Source organism: Natrarchaeobius oligotrophus, from assembly GCF_003841465.1.
Classification (GTDB): Archaea; Halobacteriota; Halobacteria; order Halobacteriales; family Natrialbaceae; genus Natrarchaeobius; species Natrarchaeobius oligotrophus.
On the sequence record NZ_REFZ01000013.1, the window covers coordinates 65019 to 84549 of the forward strand.

The following is a 19531-nucleotide window of genomic DNA, read 5'->3' on the forward strand; positions in this document are numbered from 1 at the left end:
GCGGATTCGCCGCGCTCGAGCATCGTCGAATCGTCCTCGGCCGCGTCGCGACGGACGTTCGAGCGAAACCGCCCGTCGTCGCCGTCGACGGTGTCGCTCGGAAACGGAGGTGGCGATCGTCGCAGCGGTGGACTAGCGGGTCGCTCGTTCCGTCGGCTGGTAATCCGACATCGTCGGCCCGCACACGAACGTGAAGAAAGAACCCCCGCAAAGCCCCGGTGACTGTCCGTCGATCCGAGCGTTCGCCCGGCGGACGGGATGGACTCGCCACCGAAGTCGAAGGTGGCGCTCTCGAAATCGACGCTGACGCTACCGGAAACGGAGGTGGCGATCGTCGCTCGAGGAAAAACACGTATGTCCCGCGGGTGTGTCAGGGTACCCATGTTCGAGAAATCGACGTGGATTCGCCTGCCGCGAAACGTCGTCGTGGGTCACGGCGTCCGCTCGGCCGTCGTCGACGTCGTGGATGATCTGCACCTGCAGGGACGGCCGCTGCTGGTCACGAGTCCGACGCCGCGAGCGGTGGCTGCCGACCCCGTTGCGGCCGACTTTCGCGACGTCGGCGTCGACCCCGCCATCGTCACCGTCGAGGCGGCGACGTTCGACGCCGTCGAAACCGTGATCGAAACCGCCGAGACCGAGGAGGTCTCCTACCTCGTCGGAATCGGTGGGGGGAAAGCGATCGACATCGCGAAGATGGCCAGCGACCACCTCGATATGGGGTTTCTCTCGGTCCCGACGGCGGCGAGCCACGACGGCATCGTCAGCAACCGCGGTTCGGTCCCCGACGGCGACACCCGCCACAGCGTCGCGGCCGAGCCGCCGCTTGCGGTCGTCGCGGATACGGAGATCCTCGCCGACGCGCCGTGGGAGCTGACGACCGCCGGCTGCGCCGACATTATCTCGAACTACACGGCCGTGATGGACTGGCGGCTCGCGAAGCGGCTCAAAGACGTCGAGTACTCCGAGTACGCCGCCGCACTCGCGGAGATGACCGCGGAGATCCTGGTCGACAACGCCGACATGGTCCGCCCCGGCCTCGAAGAGTCGGCCTGGGTCGTCACCAAGGCGCTCATGTCCTCCGGCGTCGCGATGTCCATCGCGGACTCTTCGAGGCCAGCGAGCGGCGCGGAGCATCTCTTTTCGCACAAGCTCGATCGGCTCGCACCCGACGCGGCACTGCACGGCCACCAGGTCGGCGTCGGCTCGATCATGACCGCCTACCTCCACGGCGGCGACCGCGGCGTCTGGCGGGACATTCGGGACGCGCTCTCGAGCATCGACGCGCCGACGACCGCGGGCGAACTCGGCATCGACGACGGGACCGTGATCGAGGCGCTAACGACCTGCCACGAGATCCGCGATCGGTACACGATCCTCGGCGACGGGATGAACGAGCGAGCCGCACGGGAGGTCGCCAGAAAAACCGGCGTCGTCGGTTGAGACGACGATCAGCAGCGTTCACAGCCGTTGAAAGCCGGTGACAGAGGCGATCACCGCGACGACGCCGGTGACCGCGAGGTGTGCCCAGTAGGTCGTGAGTCGGTAGAGAACCGCGACGGCGCCGGCGTCGCCGGCGGAGACGCCGAGGGTCGCGACGAGCAGACTCGTCAGAACGACCTCGATGCCGCCGCTTCCTCCGGGTAACGGAACCACGCCGCCGAAGGAAGCGAGCGGCGCGCAGACGAGTGCCAGCGCCAGTGGCGCGTCGACGCCGATCGCGAGCAGACAGAAATAAAGCGGCAGCGAGTTGAACATCCAGCTCACGACGGCGACCGAAAAGGCGACCGCGATCGTCCGACGCGACGCCTGTATTACCCGGAGCGTGTCGAAAAATCCGTGGACGCGTTTCGCCAGCACGCTTTCACCCGGGTTGACGTACGGTAGGCGCTCGAGACCGGCCTCGACTCTGACCGACGCCGCGAGCAGCGTGGATCTCGCGATTCCGCGGTTGAATCCCGCGACGACGGCGACCGTCGCGACCGCTCCGGCGACGCCGACGACGACGATCGCGGTCGCGATCGAGGTGACCGCTTCGCTTTCGCTGGTCGCCGCGAACGCGACGAATCCGATTACGGCGACGACGATACTGCTCAGGGCGTTGAACCCCTCCGCGGCGGCGACGACGGCCAGGTTGTCCTCGAACTCCGAATCCGACGCGTCCGCGAGCAAATACGCCGTGATCGGCGTTCCCGTCGAACGTCCCCAGGGGAGCGCGCTCCGAGCGAAGTACCCGGAGAGGTACGCCGCCGCGAACGCTCCACCGCGAGCGCCGCCGGCGACCGGACCGAGCAGTCGCTCGACGACCAACGCGCGAAGTGCCAGAATGCCGAGTCCGCTCACCAGCGCGGCGGCGAGTGCGCCGGGGTGTGCCGTCCGAACGGTCGAGACGACGTCGTCCCAGCCGAGACCGTAGACGAGTAACGTGACGACTACGACCGCAACGGCGAGTCCGCCGACGGCGCGTCGCCAGCGCATACGTGGGGTTGGAACGGGGGGCTGGTTAACGACGCTAAGTCGGTAAGGTTGGCCGTCTTTCGACTCAGACGTGCTCGTCGAGGAACTCGGCGATCGCGGTGTAGGCCTCGATGCGATTCTCGAGCTTCGAGAAGCCGTGCCCTTCGTCGTCGAAGAGCAACGTTCTGACGGGAACGCCCTGCTCGGCGGCCTTCTCGGCGATCTGCTCGGCTTCCCCGACCGGAACGCGCGGATCGTTCTCGCCGTGAAGCACGAACAGCGGCGCCTCGATCCGCTCGACGTTGTTCGTCGGCGAGATCGACTCGAGGAACTCCCGGTCCTCCTCGAGCGAGCCGTACTCGGCCTCGCGCAGTTCGCGACGCCAGTCGCCGGTGTTCTCGAGGAACGTGACGAAGTTCGCGATGCCGACGACATCGATTCCTGCTGCCCAGAGGTCGGGATACTCGGTCAGCGCCGCGAGCACCATGAATCCGCCGTAGGAGCCGCCCTTCGCGGCGATTCGGTCGGGGTCGACGGCGGGATGGTCGTGGAGCCACTCGACGCACGCTCTGAGATCCGCGACGGAGTCCATCCGTTTTTCGACGTCGTCGAGCGCCGCGTACTCCGCGCCGTAGCCAGCCGAACCGCGAACGTTCGGCTCGAAGTACGCGTAACCGCGATCGAGAAAGTACTGCTTGACGCTCGAGAACGACGGCCGGCGTTGGCTCTCGGGACCGCCGTGGATGTCGACGATGACGGGGGCCCCGTCGTCGGTCGATCGTCCGTCGTTCTCCGGGGTCGAACCGTCGTCCGCGCACTCGCTCGGGAGCGTGAGGAATCCGGGAATCTCGAGCCCGTCGAAGCTCTCGACGTGGACCAGCTCCGATTCGTCGAACGTCTCGCGCGGGATACCAGCCGTCGGTGCGTCCGTCCAGCGCTCGGCCTCCCCGGTCTCGACGTCGACGGCGAAGACGTTAGTGTTGACCGCGTCGCCGGTCGTCGACAGCGCGAACCGTTCGGCGTCCGGGTCGAAACTTACGCCGCCCGCGACGCCTCCCGGCAGGTCGGGCTCCGGGAAGGTCTCGAACGCCGTCGGCTCGTCCGGATCGAACTCGCCGACGGTGAGCTCGGTGTACCCCTCGACGTTTCGCGAGTAGACGAACCGGCCGGTCTCGTCGTCGAGTGCAACGCCGTCGACGTTCCAGCCGTCCCCGTCGACGACCGTCTCGAGCGTGCGCTCTTCGAGGTCGAAGTAGGCGAGATAGAGCGTGTCCGCGTCGCCGTGATCGGTCACCAGATACACCCCTTCGCCGTCCGGAGCCCAGCTCGCACTCTGGTAGCGGACGTCTCCTTCGTGTGGCGTGAGGTGGTCGATCTCGCCGGTGTCGACCTCGAGGACGTACAGGTCCTGATCGAAGTTCGAGTACGCCTGCGAGACGAGCAGTCGGGTGTCGTCGGGGCTGAAACCCGAAACCGACAGCCAGCCGTCGCCCTCGTAGACTAGCCGTGCGTCGTCGCCGCGCGCGTCTCGTCGCTGGACGTAGACGTCGAAGACCGACTCGTCCCGGCGGTTCGAGGCGAACGCGAACCGATCGCCGTCGTGGCTCCAGCCGCCCCAGCGATGTTTGGCGTCGGGTTTCGCCGTCAGATTGCTGATCTCGCCGGTCCTCGCGTCGAGTATGAACAGTTGAACGCGCTCGTTGCCGCCCTCGTCCATGCCGAAGATCGCCTCGAGGCGCTCCGGAGACCACGAGGAGAACGTCACCCGCTCGTCGTCGAACGTCCGCTGTACGGGCCACTCCCGCGGGCCCTGGAGCGTCCAGACCTGCGGCGTTCCCGTCGTATCCATCAAAAACGACAGCCGTTGTCCCCGAGGTCCGAACGACGCGCCGTAGGCGCTTCGAACGTTGAGATAGCGCTCGATGTCGTAGCTCACCATAGGTGGGGGAACTCGACCGACGGCGGTATGCGTTTGGGTTGCGGCCGAACGCTCGAGTCACTCCCGCTTTCGGTCGACTAACGACCGATTTCGCCGAACGGTCTCGCCGTTCAGCTCCGCCGAGGGTTCGATCCCATCCGCGTTCTCGATCGTATTACCGGTTTCTCCGGGGTCAGAATGCCGCTCGAAATTCCCCTGGACGATCGCAGTCGGTGGGGAACGACGGTCCTCGAGAACCGCGACGCTCACCCGTTCGTTTCGCGAAGGGAGTGCTAGAAGTAATAACCGATGTCAGCCGTCCGAAACCGATCGTCGGGCAAACGATACCGAACAGCCTTCCGACAGATTCCCCTCGCACCGCGTTTCCCGCACTATCCGGGTCTGGAACCGATCGACAGCTCCGTGATAGTGACCGTTCCATCACAACCAATACGAGCTTTGTCGCACGTTTATTTCGTGCACGTCGGAACGATACGTATTCGTTCGCGGGACGATTTCGGTTCCCCTCGGCTCGCGGCTGTCTGGTTGTCATAACAAAGGGGGACAGTGGCGTGGATTTCTCCGCGGGACGACACATGAGAGACACCAGACCAACGAATACGGAGCGGGGCACAGCGGATCTAACACTGGGCAAAAAGTGGCTGCTCGTACTCGTGACGCTCGCCGTCGCGATCGGGCTTACGATCACGGCCACCGGTGCGATGGTCGGGGCGTCGGAGCACCAGCCGACGGAACACGAAGCGCTCGCCGTGTCGACCGACTGTGAGGACGACGCGAACCATCTCTCGATCGAGAACCCGAACGGCGACGCCGTCGGACTCGGGCTCACCTGGAACGGCGATCACTCGTCGCTCGAGATCCACAGCGACGGAACGCTCGAGACGTCGATGCAAACCGAGCGAACCGTCGAAACCGACGACGCCGGCGACCGTACGGAGACGGCCACGTACAGTTTGGCGACGGAGCTCCCGGCTAACGAGAACGTGACGTTCGTCGGGCTCGCGGACGGAACGTACGAGCTGTCGGCCACGGCGGACGACGACGACGTCTCGCTCGATCACACCGAGGTGACCCTCGAGTGCGCCGACGACTCCGAGGACGTGCTGGTCACTCTCGTGGTCGGTGACTACGTCGACGAGAAACACGACGAAACGGAGATGACGACGGCCGTCTCACTCGAGACGGACGACAAAGCCGACGGCGACGAGAAGAAAGCGGACGCGGACCGGGAGAAGAAGGAGGATAAGGACGACGGGAAAACCATCGTCGATATACTAACCGAAGAACCGCTGGTGAATCAGCCTGCAGAGAAGGATAAGGCGGAGAAACTCGACGAGAAGAAGGATGATCGAGACGACGAGAAACTCGACGAGAAGAAGGATGATCGAGACGACGAGAAACTCGACGAGAAGAAGGATGATCGAGACGACGAGAAACTCGACGAGAAGAAGGATGATCGAGACGACGAAAAACACGACGAGAAGAAAGCCGATAGAGACGACGAAAAAAGCATTATCGATATCCTGACCGAAGAACCGCTGGTGAATCAGCCCGCAGAGAAGGATGACGCGGAGAAGGATGACGAGAAGAAGGACGAGAGAGACGACGACAAACACGACGAGAAGAAAGCTGATCGAGACGACGACAAGTAAGGGTATCTCGAGTATCATCCGCTCGGCGATCGGATCGTTCGATCCTCCCGAACCGGGTTTTCTCGAGCGAAGCCCGCTCGAACCGACCGAAAGAAGTGACTTTTTATCCCGTCGTTACGTCTCCGTCCGCATATGCGCGTCGCGTTCGTCTCCTTCGAAACCGTTCACCACCGGGACACCGAGACGAACCGACGATTGCAGTCGATACTCGAGCTGGTGCGCGACCGGGGTCACGAGGTTCACCACTTCTGTTGTGCGTTCTGGGGCGGCGGCCACGACGTGTTCGAACGCGACGGCGTTACCTACCACGGGGTGGCGTCGAGCCTCGACTCGAAGTCAGCGTTTCTCCTTCGGTTGCCACTGGCGCTGTCGGCGGCGGCACCCGACGTCGTTCACGTCGGCGAACGGCCGCCGGAACAGGTGGTCGCGGCCAGCGTGGGCGGGACGCTCGCACGCGCGCCGACGATTCTCGAGTGGTACGGCGACGGCGGCGTCGCAGACGGTTGGTGGACTCGTCGAGCCGCCGGTCGTCCCGACCGGATCGTCGCCCCGTCGAACCTCGTCGCCACGTGGATTCGGGAACTCGGCATTGGCGGCGACGCAATCGACGTGGTCCCGAACTCGATCGACCTCGATCGAATCCAGCGGGTTTCACCGGACGACCGCGTCGACGTGATCTACGCCCGGAGACTCGACGAGGACGCGAATCTCGAGAGCCTGCTGCTCGCGCTCGCGGAGCTTCGCGACCGGGACTGGCGCGCGACGATCGTCGGCGACGGACCGGAGCGGGCGACGTACGAACGGCTGGCGAGCGATCTTCGGATCGACGACCGGATCGAGTTCGCGGGAGACCTCCCGCTCGAGGAGCGGATCGCCGCCTATCGCGGCGCGCACGTCTTCGCCCAGACTGCCGACCACTGCGTGTTCCCAACGGAGATGCTGTGGGCGCTCGCGGCTGGCTGTATCGGCGTCGTCGAGTACCACGCCGACTCGAGCGCACACGAACTCGTCGAGGGCTGGGACCGCGGGTTCCGGACGACGAGCGAGGACGAACTGACCGACGCGATCGTGGCCGCGGGCGACCTCGAGCACAGGGAGTACGACGACCGGTTCGCCGAGTTCGACCGCGACGTCGTCCGGGATCGCTACCTCACGGCCTACCGGGCGCTGCAGGAGTCTTCTGGGTTTTTGTGATCGATCCCGGAGCGTGAGTCGACCGACCGGATTTCACCGTCGGCGGGCGATCGCGTCTCGAGCTGTGACCGTCCGGAACTCGACCGGACGGTCGACGACTCGAGTGGAGACACCTATTTGTCGGTCGGCGAAAAGTACCGTCCATGCACGACGACTGTCCGTTCTGTCGGATCGTCGCCGGCGACGAGTCCGCCGCCGTCCTCTACGAAGACGACCGAACGATCGCGTTTCTCGACCAGCAACCGGCCGCGACCGGCCACGCGCTGGTCGTCCCTCGCACGCACGCCGAGGAGATTTTCACGGAAGATTCCGCGACGACGGACGCGGTGTTCGACGCCGTCCGAACCGTCGCCGGAGCGCTGGAAGACGCCCTCGAGCCCGACGGCTTCAGCGTCTTTCACACGAGCGGGCCGCTGGTCGGGACCGTCGATCACGCTCACGTCCACGTGGTTCCGCGAACTGCCGACGACGACGTTTCGCTTGCGCTCTCTCGGCGAGGCTTCGACCCCGACGAAGCCGACCGACTCGCGTCTCGCGTTCGAAACGCGCTAGAAACCTAGCGGAGCGCGCCGAATTCGGTCGGCGACTGCTCTCCGCGATTTTCGACGAGCTTAGAGGTCGAACTTTCGGGCGGCCGTCTCCATGTCCTTGTCACCCCGTCCCGACAGGTTTACGAGGATCGTCTCGTGGTCGCCCGCTTCCGCAAGCTGAATCGCGCGGGCGACCGCGTGACTGGACTCGAGCGCCGGAATGATCCCCTCCGTCTCGCTCAGTTCGCGAAACGCGGCGAGGGCCGCGTCGTCGGTGACCCCGTCGTACTGACAGCGGCCGACGGCCCGGAACATCGCGTGTTCGGGGCCCACGCCGGGGTAGTCGAGGCCGGCCGAGACGGAGTGGACCTCGACGTCGTCGTCGATGACGCGGGTTTTCATGCCGTGGATGACGTCGTCGGATCCCCTCGCGAGCGGTGCGGCGTGGCGCTTCGAGTCCGTCCCCTCGCCGCCGCCTTCCGCGCCGTAGAAGTCGACGTCGTCGTCCCGGAACGCGTGAAAGAGGCCGATCGCGTTCGAGCCGCCGCCGACGCAGGCGACCGCCGCGTCCGGCAAGTCGCCGGTTCGCTCGCGAATCTGCTCGCGGGCCTCCCGACCGATGACGCTCTGGAAGTCGCGGACCATCCGCGGGAACGGGTCCGGTCCGACGACGCTGCCGACGAGGTAGTGGGTGTCGTCGACGCGCTGGGCGAAATCCTCGAGCGCGGCGTCGACGGCGTCGGCCAGACCCTGTCCGCCGCGGGTGACCTCGTTGACCTCGGCACCCATCAGCCGCATCCGGAAGGCGTTCATCTCCTGGCGCTCGACGTCCTTTTTTCCCATGTAGATCTCGGTCTCGAGGTCGAGCAGCGCGCCGACCATCGCGGTGGCGGTGCCGTGTTGGCCCGCGCCCGTTTCGGCGATGAGCCGCTCCCTGCCGGCCCGTTTCGCGAGTAGCGCCTGCCCGAGGCAGTTGTTGATCTTGTGGGCCCCGCCGTGGAGGAGGTCCTCGCGCTTGAGGTAGATGTCCGTCCCGTAGCGTTCGCTCAGATTGCGCGCGTAGTACAGCGGCGTCGGCCGACCGGCGAACTCCTCGAGGAGGTCGCGAAACTCCGACTGGAACTCGTCGGTCGTCGCCACGTCGTCGTAGGCGTTCGCGAGCGTCGCGAGGGGCTCCTGTAAGGGCTCCGGAACGTATCTCCCACCGTAACCGTCGAACTCTCCGTCTGACATGCTGTCGATGGGTTTCGGGCTCACCCTAAAGTATGTTCTGTGTGGGTGGACGTTCGATCCCGACGAGGTAGTGGGATCTCTCGTCGCCACTGCCGGGGTCAGTATTATCCGACGGAACGTGGTAGGCGTCCGTAGCTGAGCCATCGATGAGGATCTCGAGTCTTCTCGCCGGTGAGGGGGCGACGCCCCACGGCCTCCCGAACTTCGATTCGACGACGGTGTTCGTACGGGCGACTGCAAGCTACCTTCGCGGCGAGGAGTTTCCGACGCTCGGAATGATCCACCCGGCGCTGACGCCGCTCGCGACGCGGGTCAACGCCCTCCCTCGGCGGGTTCGAACCGGCATCTACACGCGTGGTGGCGCGAACGAGGGCGTCTCTCCCGACAATCTCGGTGAAGTCGACGTCGAGCGCTTTCGCGAGTGGGTCACAGACCAGTATCCGAATCGAGGCTATCCGGCGGTGATCGTCGGTTCGAGCAACGGCGCGGCAGTCTACCTCTCGGCGTTGCTCGGCGTTCCGTGGCTTCCACAGACGTTTCTCGTTCCCATCCGTCGGGAGCTAGACGCCGACGCGATTCGCGAGGACGTCCGGTGGGGCGTCGAACACGCGGGTCCGTTCCTCGAGGCGAATCCCGACGTCTCGCTCCATCAGATGCACGATCCGAACCAGGATCGGCTGATGGTCCGGAAGCTGGCGTACTTCCGGACGAAATCCCGCGTCCTCGGCGACGCGTACGAGGAGTTCATCGAGACGGTGCTCGAGCCCGGCGGAACGATCATCTCGCTCGAGTGCGGCTACGACTGGCCGGCGATCGACCTCGGCGACCGCCACAGTTTCCAGCTCGGCGGCCTCGGCGGGCTCGCCCCCGAGGAGTACTACGAGGGAAGCGAACGGGTCGCGCGCTTTCTCCGGCGTCAGGACGCCGGAATCCGCGAGTGGAGCGTTCCCGAACCTGACGGGCGGATCCCGGAAGCAGAGTGGGGGTTCGATCCGGCGCTTCGGGAGGACCTCGAACGAGTCGCGAACGAGCGTGGGTCCGACCTGCGTCGGCTCGGGTTCGACGATCCGCGCGATCTGAGCCCGTTCGTCGCCGACCTGTACCGCGAACGCTACGCCGACCGGGGACGCTCGCTCGAGCGGCTGTTCGTCCAGTCGTTCGCGCTGGTCGAGCCCTGGTGGACGATCCGAACCGGCTCGATTCCCTACTGGGCGGCGTTCAATACGCGGTCCGACGCCGACTTCCTCGAGGAGTACCTCGAGAGCGCGGAGCCGTACGACGAGATACGGGCGAACCTGTTCGCACACGGCATCGAGTCCGCCGGTCTCGCGTCGATCGACCGCTGGCGCGACGTTCTCTCGGCCGCTCGAGACCGTCACGGCTTCGTCGGGGTCGACCCGACCGAGTTCCCCTACGACGTCGAAGTTCACGCCCGCTACCACGAGGACATTCCGGACGAGATCGACGCTCGGCACCCGCTCGTCGCGCCGATGTCGGTCGACGGGTTCGACGACGTTGCGAGTGAGATGGCTCCCGAATACGCGATCGAGTGGGATCGAGTGTCGTGAGCGTTCGCCAGTCTGCCGTAACCGCGTACCGGTACGACCGCAGTCCGTTGCGGTTTTCCGGAAACGATTCGCAGCGGACCGTCCCGCCGTCGACGGTCGATCCCTGTTGGAACTCACGCGTGGCTGCCCGCCAGGGGACGGCAAGTCCGGGACCTACCTGACTCGAGGGAGGACGGGAAATATGGTCGACGAGTACGAACGAGATGCCGACGAACACCTGAAGCGAGTGCGCGAACGGCTCCAGCACGCGACCGCCGACGCCGACCGGACGATCGAATAAGGCGGAGCCGGGGAGCGGACGGACGAGAAGTGATCGGGCGATCCCGACGCGACCGCGCTGCGACGAGGATCACCGGTCGACGCTCCCGAGGACGATGTCCAGGCTGCCGAGCGAAGCGATGAGGTCCGCCACGTACTCCCCCTCGGCCATCTCGGGGAGCGCCGAGAGGTTGTGGTAACAGGGGCTGCGGATCTTGAACCGCGCTGGCGTGTTCGTCCCGTCCGATCGGACGTAGATGCCGAGTTCTCCTTTGGCGGACTCGACTGCGCGGTAGGTTTCGGCGTCGGCGTCCGGCTTCAGCGTCCGCGGCACGTTGCTCTGGACGGTTCGTTCGTCCTCGGGCCAGTCCTCGAGCAGGTCGAGACACTGCTCGACGATCTTCGCCGACTCCTCGACTTCTTGCATGCGAACGAGAACGCGCGCGTGGTTGTCGCAGGTGTCCTCCGTGACGACGTCCCACTCGAGGTGCTCGTAGTAGCCGTACGGATCGTCCCGACGGAGGTCGTAGTCGATGCCGGAACCGCGGGCAACGGGGCCCGTAACGCCGTAGGACTTCGCGACGTCGGGCTCGAGGATCCCGGTGTCGATGGTCCGCATCCGGAAGATCTCGTTACCGACCACGAGGTCGTGGTACTCGTCGATCTTCGCCGGCAGTTCGTCCAGGAAGTCACGGCACTTCTCGACGAACTCGTCTCGAGGCCGGGGCAGATCCCAGGCGACGCCGCCGAGCCGGAAGTAGTAGAACATCATCCGCTGGCCGGTGAGGTCCTCGAGAATGTCCTGGACGACCTCCCGGTCGCGAAACGCGTACTGGAAGATGGCGGTGAACTCGCCGAAGACGTCGAGCGCGAACGTTCCGATCGCGAGAAAGTGTCCGAGCATTCGGCCGAGCTCCGTCGACATCGTCCGCAGAACCTGGGCGTACTCGGGGACCTCGAGGTCGGCGAGGTCCTCGATGGCGCGAGCGACCGCCCACTCGTTGGGCAGGTTCGCGGTGTAATCCCACCGGTTCGAGTACGGGATGATCTGGTACCGGTAGGTTCCCTGTTCGCACATCTGTTCCTCGCAACGGTGGAGGTAGCCCACGTCGGGGTCGACGTCGGCGACGGTCTCGCCGTCCAGCGTCGCTTTGAGGTGGAGAACGCCGTGGGTCGCCGGGTGGTGGGGACCGATGTTGAGCAGCATCGTCTCCGATTCGGGATCGTGGCGGTCCTGCTGCAGCGGGTTCGCGTGCTCTGCGAACCGAATGATCTGCGGTTTGTCCTGGTCGTAGTCCTTCGAGAGCGGGTGACCCTGCCAGGAGTCCGGAAGGAGAATTCGGCGCAGGTCGGGGTGGCCCTCGTACTCGATGCCGACGAGATCGTACGCCTCGCGTTCGTGCCAGTCGGCGGTCCGGAAGACCGGTTCGGCGGTCTGGCAGACGGGAGCGTCTTTCGGCAACTGGGCGATTACCGTCACCTCGTGCGTCCGTCGATCGTACTTGGTCAGGTGGAGGATGGATTCGTACCGGTCCTGGTACTCCTGTGACGTGAGACACGAGAGGTGATCGAACCCCGCCTCCTCGCGCAACAGCGATAGCACCTCCTGGACGTCGTCCGGTCTGATCACGAACGCCGGCGCGTTCCCGTGATCCTCCCGTCCGAGCGCGTACTCCTCGAGAAGTGCCGCGAGTGCGTCCTCGTCGACGGCGTCCTCGCGTCGATGGTCGTACTCGGGATCGATGCTCGCTCGCTCGCGTTGTGGTGTCTCGCTCATTGGTGGTCCCCCGGAGTCGACGACCGTCCGTGCGTTTCGCTACCGTACAACCGGCACACGGGAGAGGATTTTCCCGCCTCGAGGTGACTGTCTCGCGCGGGAAAACGAGCGGCGTCCGCTCGATCGAGCCGCTTCGCGACGCGTTCGGTCGACGGCTCACCGTTCGGTCGATGACTCACTCCTCGAGTCGCGCGCTCGGCGACGCCTCGATCCCGTGTACTGTGCGGCGTTCGGTCCACAACGCCGCCGCGACGGTGAACTGTCCGGCGCTCGCGTAGCCCCGTTTGACGTAGGGGTCGCCCGAGAGCGTACAGACCTCGAGGAAGTTTCCGTACGGCCGGAGCAGGCAGTCGAGCCGTCTCGACTCCCGCCGGGCGCGTTCGCGGTAGCCGTACCGGTCGAGACCGATGGCGTACAGCAGGCTGTTCCAGGGCCAGACGTGGTAGTGGTAGTCGCGGTGAAAGAGAAAGAACGGGTGGACGTCGGTGGGCGAGAACGGCCGCTCCCGCATGCGAACTCCGCGCGGCGTCTCGAGGCGCTCGAGCGCGTCGACGACCGTCCCCGCTCGCTCGTCGGAGAGTAACCCGAAGTAGAGCGCGACGACGTTAGCGTCACAGGCGAGCGTCGACGAGCCGCGGCGCTCGTCGAAGTGGGTCCCGTTCCAGAGTCTGGCACACAACTCGTCACGAATCGCCGCCGACTCGCCCGTGAACGTCGTCTCGACGCCCGCTTTCTCGAGGCGTTCCGTCGCCGCCAGCAGCATCGCCGTGTTGTACGCCTCCCGTGGGTGTGCGGCCGAATCCCACCAGGAACTCCCGTTTCCGTCCACGAACGCGCCGTCGACGAACTTCTCTCGGTGGCGCGACGCGAGGTCGGCGACTGCGTCGGCGCGTTCCTCGAGCCGTCCGGTCTCCGCGAGCAGGATCACGAGCGCGGGAAACGTGTCGACGCCTTCCGCCGGCGTGGCCGCGTTGTACTCGCCGTGAAAGTCGGTGTAAAAGACGTTCGAGACCTGCTCGAGCAGCCACGCGGCGACGTCGCCGGTTTCGTCTTCGTAGCCCGCCGCGACCAGTCCGCGCGCGGCGAAACAGAGGTCTCGCGGCCAGACGCCACGAAAGTGCCCGCCGGCCCGAAACCCGCCGGCGGCTCGCGCCTCGAGGATCGTCTCGGCGGCTCGCTCGAGCGAGCCGAAGTGACGGTAGCCGTTCCGGCGTTTGTCCGCGTACTGCGCGAGTCGACGGCCGAGTTCACGCGCGTAGTACCGGCCGGTCGCGACGGCGTTCATACCGTCTCGCGGTGTCGGACGGAAAAGAATAGTTCGCCTTCGAAAATCGAACCGTTCCGCCGGGCCGAACCCGGTATGGCTACGTATGGCGCTCGAGGAGGTCGTAGCTGCGCTCCCACTCGGCGTCGTCGTCGAAGTAGCGTTCGGCGAGCGGTTCGTCGGGCATCTCGCCGACGGCCGTTTTCTCCTGCTGGTAGGACGGGCGATCCTCGTCGATGTAGTACCGGCCGGTCAGGACGGTGCCCTCGTTGAGGACGTTCTCCGTCTCGCGCATTATTTCGGCGGCTTCGGCGCGGTCGTGGACGTCGAAGTCGTAGTCGTCGGACTCCTGGACGTCGATGTAGGGGACGTACTGGCGCGCGTCTTTGTTCCAGGTGGGACACTGCGTCAGGAAGTCGATGTGGGCGAAGCCGTCGTGTTCGATGGCCTCCTTGATGATCTCTTTCGCCTGGTTCGGGTTGACCGCGGCGGTGCGAGCGACGTAGCTCGCGCCGGCGTTGAGCGACATCGACAGCGGTCGAAGCGGCGTCTTCGCGCTGCCCGACGGCTGAGTCTTGGATTTGTGGCCCTTGGGACTGGTTGGCGACGTCTGGCCCTTCGTCAGCCCGAAGATCTCGTTGTTGAACACGATGTACGTCATGTCGTGATTCTCGCGGGCCGTGTGGATCCAGTGGTTGCCGCCGATGCCGTAGCCGTCGCCGTCGCCGCCCGCTGCGATGACCTCGAGTTCGGGATTCGCGAGCTTCGCTGCTCGCGCAACGGGAAGCGAGCGGCCGTGGATGGTGTGAAAGCCGTACGTGTCTAGATAGCTGTTCAGCTTGCCGGAACAGCCGATCCCGGTGACGGTCAGCACCTCCTCGGGGGTCTTGCCGACCTCCGGAAGCGCCTGTTTCAGGGCTTTCAGAACTCCGAAGTCGCCACAGCCCGGACACCAGGTCGGCTGGGGTTCGACACCGGGCGTGTACTCGTCCCGGTCGATCTCTCGCTGTTCACCGATTGCGTTGAATGCACTCATGGTCAGTCACCTGCTGCGGGTTCGATTCGCACCTGTGCGGTCGGTTCGCGGTCCTCGTCGGCGAGGTTGACCTCGTAGCCCTCGACGATTTCGGCTGGCTCGAACGGGTTACCGTTGTACTTGAGCAGGCTCGACAGCTTCTCGCCGAAGCGACCGAGTTCGCGCTGGATGTGACCGCGGAACTGGGCGGTGGCGTTCATTTCGACGACCATCGCCTCGTCGACGCTCTCCAGGAACTCGGTGACCTCCGTTTTCGGGAACGGTAGCATGTCGGAGACGCTGAGTCCCTTGACCGAGTGGCCCTGCTCGTTCAGCCGAGCGACCGCTTCCTGGACGGCACCCTGGCTCGAGCCCCAGGTGACGATGCCGTACTCGGCGTCCTCGTCGCCGAAGTACGTCTGGGTCGAGTCCCGTTCGTCGAGTTCCTCGCGGATCGCCTCGAGTTTCTCGAGGCGGCGATCCATCTGGAACGTGCGGTTGTCGGGGTCCTCGCTGATGTGGCCGACCGGACTGTGTTCGTTTCCGGTCGCGAGGTACCGTCCGCCCTTCTGACCGGGCAACGAACGCGGTGCGACGCCGTTCTCGGCCTCCTCGTAGTTGAACCGTTTGAACTTTCCAGAGTTGTCGTGTGCGGCTTCTCTGAGTTCGGCTTCGGTCAGCGTCGAGCCGAGATCCGGTTTTGGCTCGCGATCGAAGAATTCGACGTCGACGTTGGTGTTCTCGCCCGAGAGCTTCTGATCGTAGATGATGATCGCGGGGATCTGGTAATCCCAGGCGATCTCGAAGGCGAGACGCGTCTGCTCGTAGGCTTCCTCGATGTTTCCGGGCGCGAAGACGACCCGCTGGGAGTCGCCCTGGCTCGTGTAGAGGACGAACTCGAGGTCGGCCTGTTCGGGCTTGGTCGGCATTCCGGTCGACGGCCCGGCTCGCATCGACTCAAGCAGCACGAGCGGCGTTTCGGTCATCTCCGCCAGGCCGAGCGGCTCGCTCATCAGCGCGAATCCGCCGCCGGAGGAGCCGGACATGGCCTTGACGCCGGCGTGGCTCGCGCCCACGGCGAGCGCCGCGGCGGCGATCTCGTCTTCGACCTGTTCGGAGACGCCGCCCATGTCGGGGAAGTTCTGGCTGAGGATGGTGAACACGTCCGTCCACGGCGTCATCGGGTAGCCGGCGATGAACCGACAGCCGGCGTCGATTGCGCCGTAGGCGATCGCGTTCGAGCCCGACAACAGCGCCTGTTCGGTGTCGTGTTCGCCGACCGGCGCGCGAAGGTCGTGCTCGAAGTCGTACTCCTCGTTCGTCGTCTCGTAGGCTTCATGGAGGATCTCGAGGTTCGACTCGAGGACGTCGCCGCTCATCGCGTCTTCCATCAGGTCCTCGATGTGCTCGAGGTCCATGTCGAGCAACGCGGCGGTGACGCCGACGCCGGCGGTGTTGCGCATGACCTCGCGACCGTGCTCTTTCGCCAGGCCGCGCAGGTCCATCGGGAAGACGTGCCAGTCGTTCTCTTCGGCCCGCTTCTCGAGGTCGAGGTCGGCGACTTCCTCCTCGTCGAGGAGTCCTTCGTCGTAGACGATGATCCCACCCTCTCTGAGCTCGTCGAGGTTCTCCGAGAGCGGTTTGATCTCCTCGTTCCCGTAGTAGGCTTCCTCCTGTGGATTGCGGGCGAACGAGTCACCGAGGGCCAACAGGAAGTTGTAGCCGTCCCCGCGTGACTGTACCTCGTGTGCTGCAGCCCGAATCTCGACGTACGTGTGGCCGCCACGGATCCTGGACGGATAGTGGCGGTGTGTGAACACGTCGAGCCCCGAGCGCATCAGCGCTTTCGCGAAGTTCTGGCTCGTCGAGTCGATCCCGTCTCCGGAACCCCCCGCGATTCGCCAGATGAGTTCGTCGTCGCTCATAGGTAAATCAGTGGCCAGTGGCCAACCGTACCTGGATTTTGCTCTACCGAACCTAAAGCCTTTGCTATACATTAACAAGGATCTTTCGTGAAGAATGAAGGTCCGTTTACGAACCGGCGTGAAAAACCGTGAACGTTCGTCGGAAACGCGTTCGTTGTTCAACCGATTCGCGTCATCGGAACGGAGTATCGGCCCCTATCGATCGGTGAGCGAATCGTCGATGACTGATCGACTCGACGCTCGAATTCGGTGGTTTCGGTCGCGTCCACACCTGCGACGGAAGCGCCCACTCACAGACGAAGCCGCTTTACGCGCGGACCCGCTTCGATTACGACAATGAGTACGCCGACGCCGGAGGTCTACGAACGGGGCAAGGGAATGGACGCCCACAACCAGGTGATGCGGGAGATCCGCTCGCGAAAGGAGGCGAGCTACGATCCCCGCGAGCCAACGCGAGTCTGGCTCGACGAGGACAACACGCCCGACGGCGTCAAGCGAAGCCTGACGATCATCCTGAACACCGGCGGCTGTCGGTGGGCCCGCGCCGGCGGCTGTACGATGTGCGGCTACGTCGCCGAGAGCGTCGACGGGGGAAGCGTCAGCCACGACGCGCTCGTGGACCAGATCGACGTCTGCCTCGAGCACGAAGCCGAGAACGCCGACGAGCCGGCGGAGCTGATCAAGATCTACACGTCGGGATCGTTCCTCGACGAGCGCGAGGTCGGCGCCGAGACGCGCCGCGCGATCGCCGAGACGTTCGCGGATCGAGAGCGCATGGTCGTCGAGTCGCTGCCGGATTTCGTCGACCGCGAGAAGATCGAGGACTTCACCGACCGGGGGCTCGACACCGACGTGGCGATCGGCCTCGAGACGGCCACCGACCGCGTGCGCCACGACTGCGTGAACAAGTACTTCGACTTCGCGGACTTCGAGGACGCCTGCGCGCAGGCGGCGCGAGCCGATCGGGAGAGCGAGTCGGCCGACGCCGGCGTCAAGGCGTACCTCCTGATGAAACCGCCGTTTCTCGCAGAGCCCGAAGCGGTCCGGGACATGATCTCGTCGGTCGAACGCTGTGCCGACGTCGAGGGCTGTCACACCGTCTCGATGAACCCCTGCAACGTCCAGCGCTACACCATGGTCGACGAACTCTACTTCCGGGACGGCTACCGGCCGCCGTGGCTCTGGTCGGTCGCCCACGTCCTCGAGGAGACCGCCGACGTCGACGCCATCGTCGTCTCGGACCCGGTCGGCCACGGCTCCGAGCGCGGGCCGCACAACTGCGGCGAGTGCGACGACCTGGTCCAGAAGGCGATCAAGGACTTCGACCTCCGGCAGGACCCCTCGGTGTTCGAGCAGGTCTCCTGTGAGTGCGAGCTGACGTGGGAAACCGTCCTCGAGCGCGAGCGCAGTTTCAACCAGCCGCTGACGCGGTGATCGGGAACCGCTCGCCACCACTGCCCTACCTCTGTCCAACTGAATGACGTTCCAATCCAACTATTCGTAAAAGCACATCCCGAAAAGTTCATCCACCGTAAAAGTGATAATAACTGTATTGGATGTCTGGATCAAATATCGAACCAGAGCGAACGGATAGAACGATGGGTGAGACACTGCGAATTATCTCAATTGTGAGTTGTGCCGTCGCGCTCCTCGGATTCCTCGGTGGAGTCGCTCTCGGACGAATATTAGCGGGTGCATTCATCTTTCTCGCAGGTATGTGGATCGGCGTTGGCTTGGCGCTGTACGAGTGGCGTTCGACGAAAGGTACTGATAAGCACGAATCCAACGAAGCCGCGTTCCGGCGAGCCAGCTACTGGTCAGTCGTGACCGTAAACGTGGCGGCTGGCACACTGTTCCCGCCGGTATTTTTTCTATCGGCGAAAGGATGGATCAAGGATGTCCCTGGCTTCCGGTACGTTGTGGGCACAGTCTCCGTGTTTTTGCTCTTTTTCACCGCATTGTACGTAGTATTCTGGGCCGAGATGTAGACGACCAAAAACGCAACCCGTTGTCGACGGGGGAGCGCGATTAAAAAATGCGACAACGGTCTGTGGTAGCCAAACCCGCTTATACTCCCTCGATCGTGATGTTCTCGTAGTCGATTCCCCACTGACCGAGATCGTGCTCCATGTCGACGTACGCTTGTGATGCACCCAAGGCACCGATCGCACATCCCGACGTCAGGATGAAACGGTGGGTATGGTCCGGGTCGATGTTCTGCAGGGTGATCTGTTCGCTGAAGCTTTGATCACGATCGTGGCTGAAGTTTCCTGAATCTTCGAAGCTAACGAACGAGCCGGAATCGACGATCCGCGACGTGGGATCGATTTCGCCCTCTTCAACCCGGTCGATTGCATATCCGAGTTCGTAACTCGCTCCGGATCCGCTGAGCGCTACGAGAAGACCGGCAACGCCCGCTCCAGCGCCGATAGCGATGACGACGGGAGGAACTTGAGGTTCAATTTCGTCACCGTTGGCATAGATGGACGTTTGCCGTGCTTCTTCGTCGGCCAATTCATAGGGATCAGTAGGCTAGTTCATATCTTCTGGACGCGTAGAGAGTCTCATGACGACGTGGGGCGGAAAGTTGGGTGATGTTGATGAGGAGCAGTTGCGCCAGCAACTGCGCACGGAAACTGATGCGAAGGCGATCAAACGCCTCACGTGTGCGCTGCTGTACCGACAAGGTAAATCACCGGCAGAGATCGAGCAGTTGCTC

Annotated in this window: 15 protein-coding genes; 7 read left to right on the top strand and 8 right to left on the bottom strand. The window is 64.5% G+C overall.

What is annotated here, in order from left to right:
- Positions 1-381: 381 nt before the first annotated feature.
- On the top strand, positions 382-1443 hold the full coding sequence (locus EA472_RS16580) for an NAD(P)-dependent glycerol-1-phosphate dehydrogenase (RefSeq protein WP_124192629.1): 1062 nt from the start codon (positions 382-384) through the stop codon (positions 1441-1443).
- Between the two features lie 18 nt (positions 1444-1461).
- Here the strand turns inward: EA472_RS16580 and EA472_RS16585 are convergent, their stop codons facing one another.
- Positions 1462-2478 (bottom strand): lysylphosphatidylglycerol synthase transmembrane domain-containing protein, encoded by a 1017-nt coding sequence (locus EA472_RS16585; protein ID WP_124192630.1) that lies wholly within the window; start codon positions 2476-2478, stop codon positions 1462-1464.
- Between the two features lie 64 nt (positions 2479-2542).
- Entirely contained in the window at positions 2543-4396 is a 1854-nt protein-coding gene (locus EA472_RS16590) for a S9 family peptidase (protein WP_124192631.1), read from the bottom strand.
- A 575-nt stretch (positions 4397-4971) separates the two neighbouring features.
- On the opposite strand from EA472_RS16590, the gene EA472_RS22610 reads away from it, so the two are divergent.
- The 3 genes from EA472_RS22610 (at position 4972) to EA472_RS16605 (ending at position 7802) form a co-directional block, all read left to right on the top strand.
- Positions 4972-6048, top strand: a complete 1077-nt coding sequence (locus EA472_RS22610; protein WP_165874930.1) for a hypothetical protein — start codon at positions 4972-4974, stop codon at positions 6046-6048.
- Between the two features lie 132 nt (positions 6049-6180).
- The gene (locus EA472_RS16600; protein ID WP_124192632.1) at positions 6181-7242 is read left to right on the top strand and encodes a glycosyltransferase; all 1062 of its coding nucleotides are present in this window, start codon (positions 6181-6183) and stop codon (positions 7240-7242) included.
- Between the two features lie 143 nt (positions 7243-7385).
- Positions 7386-7802: an HIT family protein gene (locus EA472_RS16605; RefSeq protein ID WP_124192633.1), complete on the top strand. Its 417-nt coding sequence runs from the start codon at positions 7386-7388 to the stop codon at positions 7800-7802.
- Between the two features lie 51 nt (positions 7803-7853).
- Here EA472_RS16605 and trpB read toward each other — a convergent pair whose 3' ends face one another.
- Positions 7854-9005, bottom strand: coding sequence for a tryptophan synthase subunit beta (trpB, locus tag EA472_RS16610; RefSeq protein ID WP_124192634.1), 1152 nt, complete (start codon positions 9003-9005; stop codon positions 7854-7856).
- 146 nt (positions 9006-9151) lie between these two features.
- On the opposite strand from trpB, the gene EA472_RS16615 reads away from it, so the two are divergent.
- The gene (locus EA472_RS16615; protein WP_124192635.1) at positions 9152-10573 is read left to right on the top strand and encodes a hypothetical protein; all 1422 of its coding nucleotides are present in this window, start codon (positions 9152-9154) and stop codon (positions 10571-10573) included.
- A gap of 349 nt (positions 10574-10922) precedes the next feature.
- On the opposite strand, the gene EA472_RS16620 is transcribed toward EA472_RS16615, so the two are convergent.
- From EA472_RS16620 to EA472_RS16635, 4 genes are all read right to left on the bottom strand, one after another.
- Positions 10923-12608: an NADH-quinone oxidoreductase subunit D gene (locus tag EA472_RS16620; RefSeq protein ID WP_124192636.1), complete on the bottom strand. Its 1686-nt coding sequence runs from the start codon at positions 12606-12608 to the stop codon at positions 10923-10925.
- A gap of 175 nt (positions 12609-12783) precedes the next feature.
- Positions 12784-13893, bottom strand: coding sequence for a hypothetical protein (locus EA472_RS16625; protein ID WP_124192637.1), 1110 nt, complete (start codon positions 13891-13893; stop codon positions 12784-12786).
- A 79-nt stretch (positions 13894-13972) separates the two neighbouring features.
- Entirely contained in the window at positions 13973-14908 is a 936-nt protein-coding gene (locus EA472_RS16630; protein WP_124192638.1) for a thiamine pyrophosphate-dependent enzyme, read from the bottom strand.
- A gap of 2 nt (positions 14909-14910) precedes the next feature.
- Positions 14911-16812 (bottom strand): 2-oxoacid:acceptor oxidoreductase subunit alpha, encoded by a 1902-nt coding sequence (locus EA472_RS16635; RefSeq protein ID WP_124192639.1) that lies wholly within the window; start codon positions 16810-16812, stop codon positions 14911-14913.
- Between the two features lie 336 nt (positions 16813-17148).
- Here EA472_RS16635 and EA472_RS16640 point away from each other — a divergent pair, with 336 nt between their 5' ends.
- Positions 17149-18246 carry an archaeosine biosynthesis radical SAM protein RaSEA gene (locus tag EA472_RS16640; protein WP_124192640.1) on the top strand — a complete coding sequence of 366 codons (1098 nt, stop codon included), beginning with the start codon at positions 17149-17151 and terminating at the stop codon, positions 18244-18246.
- 164 nt (positions 18247-18410) lie between these two features.
- Positions 18411-18800, top strand: a complete 390-nt coding sequence (locus EA472_RS16645; protein ID WP_124192641.1) for a hypothetical protein — start codon at positions 18411-18413, stop codon at positions 18798-18800.
- 79 nt (positions 18801-18879) lie between these two features.
- Here the strand turns inward: EA472_RS16645 and EA472_RS16650 are convergent, their stop codons facing one another.
- Positions 18880-19326: a hypothetical protein gene (locus tag EA472_RS16650; protein WP_124192642.1), complete on the bottom strand. Its 447-nt coding sequence runs from the start codon at positions 19324-19326 to the stop codon at positions 18880-18882.
- Positions 19327-19531: the final 205 nt, after the last annotated feature.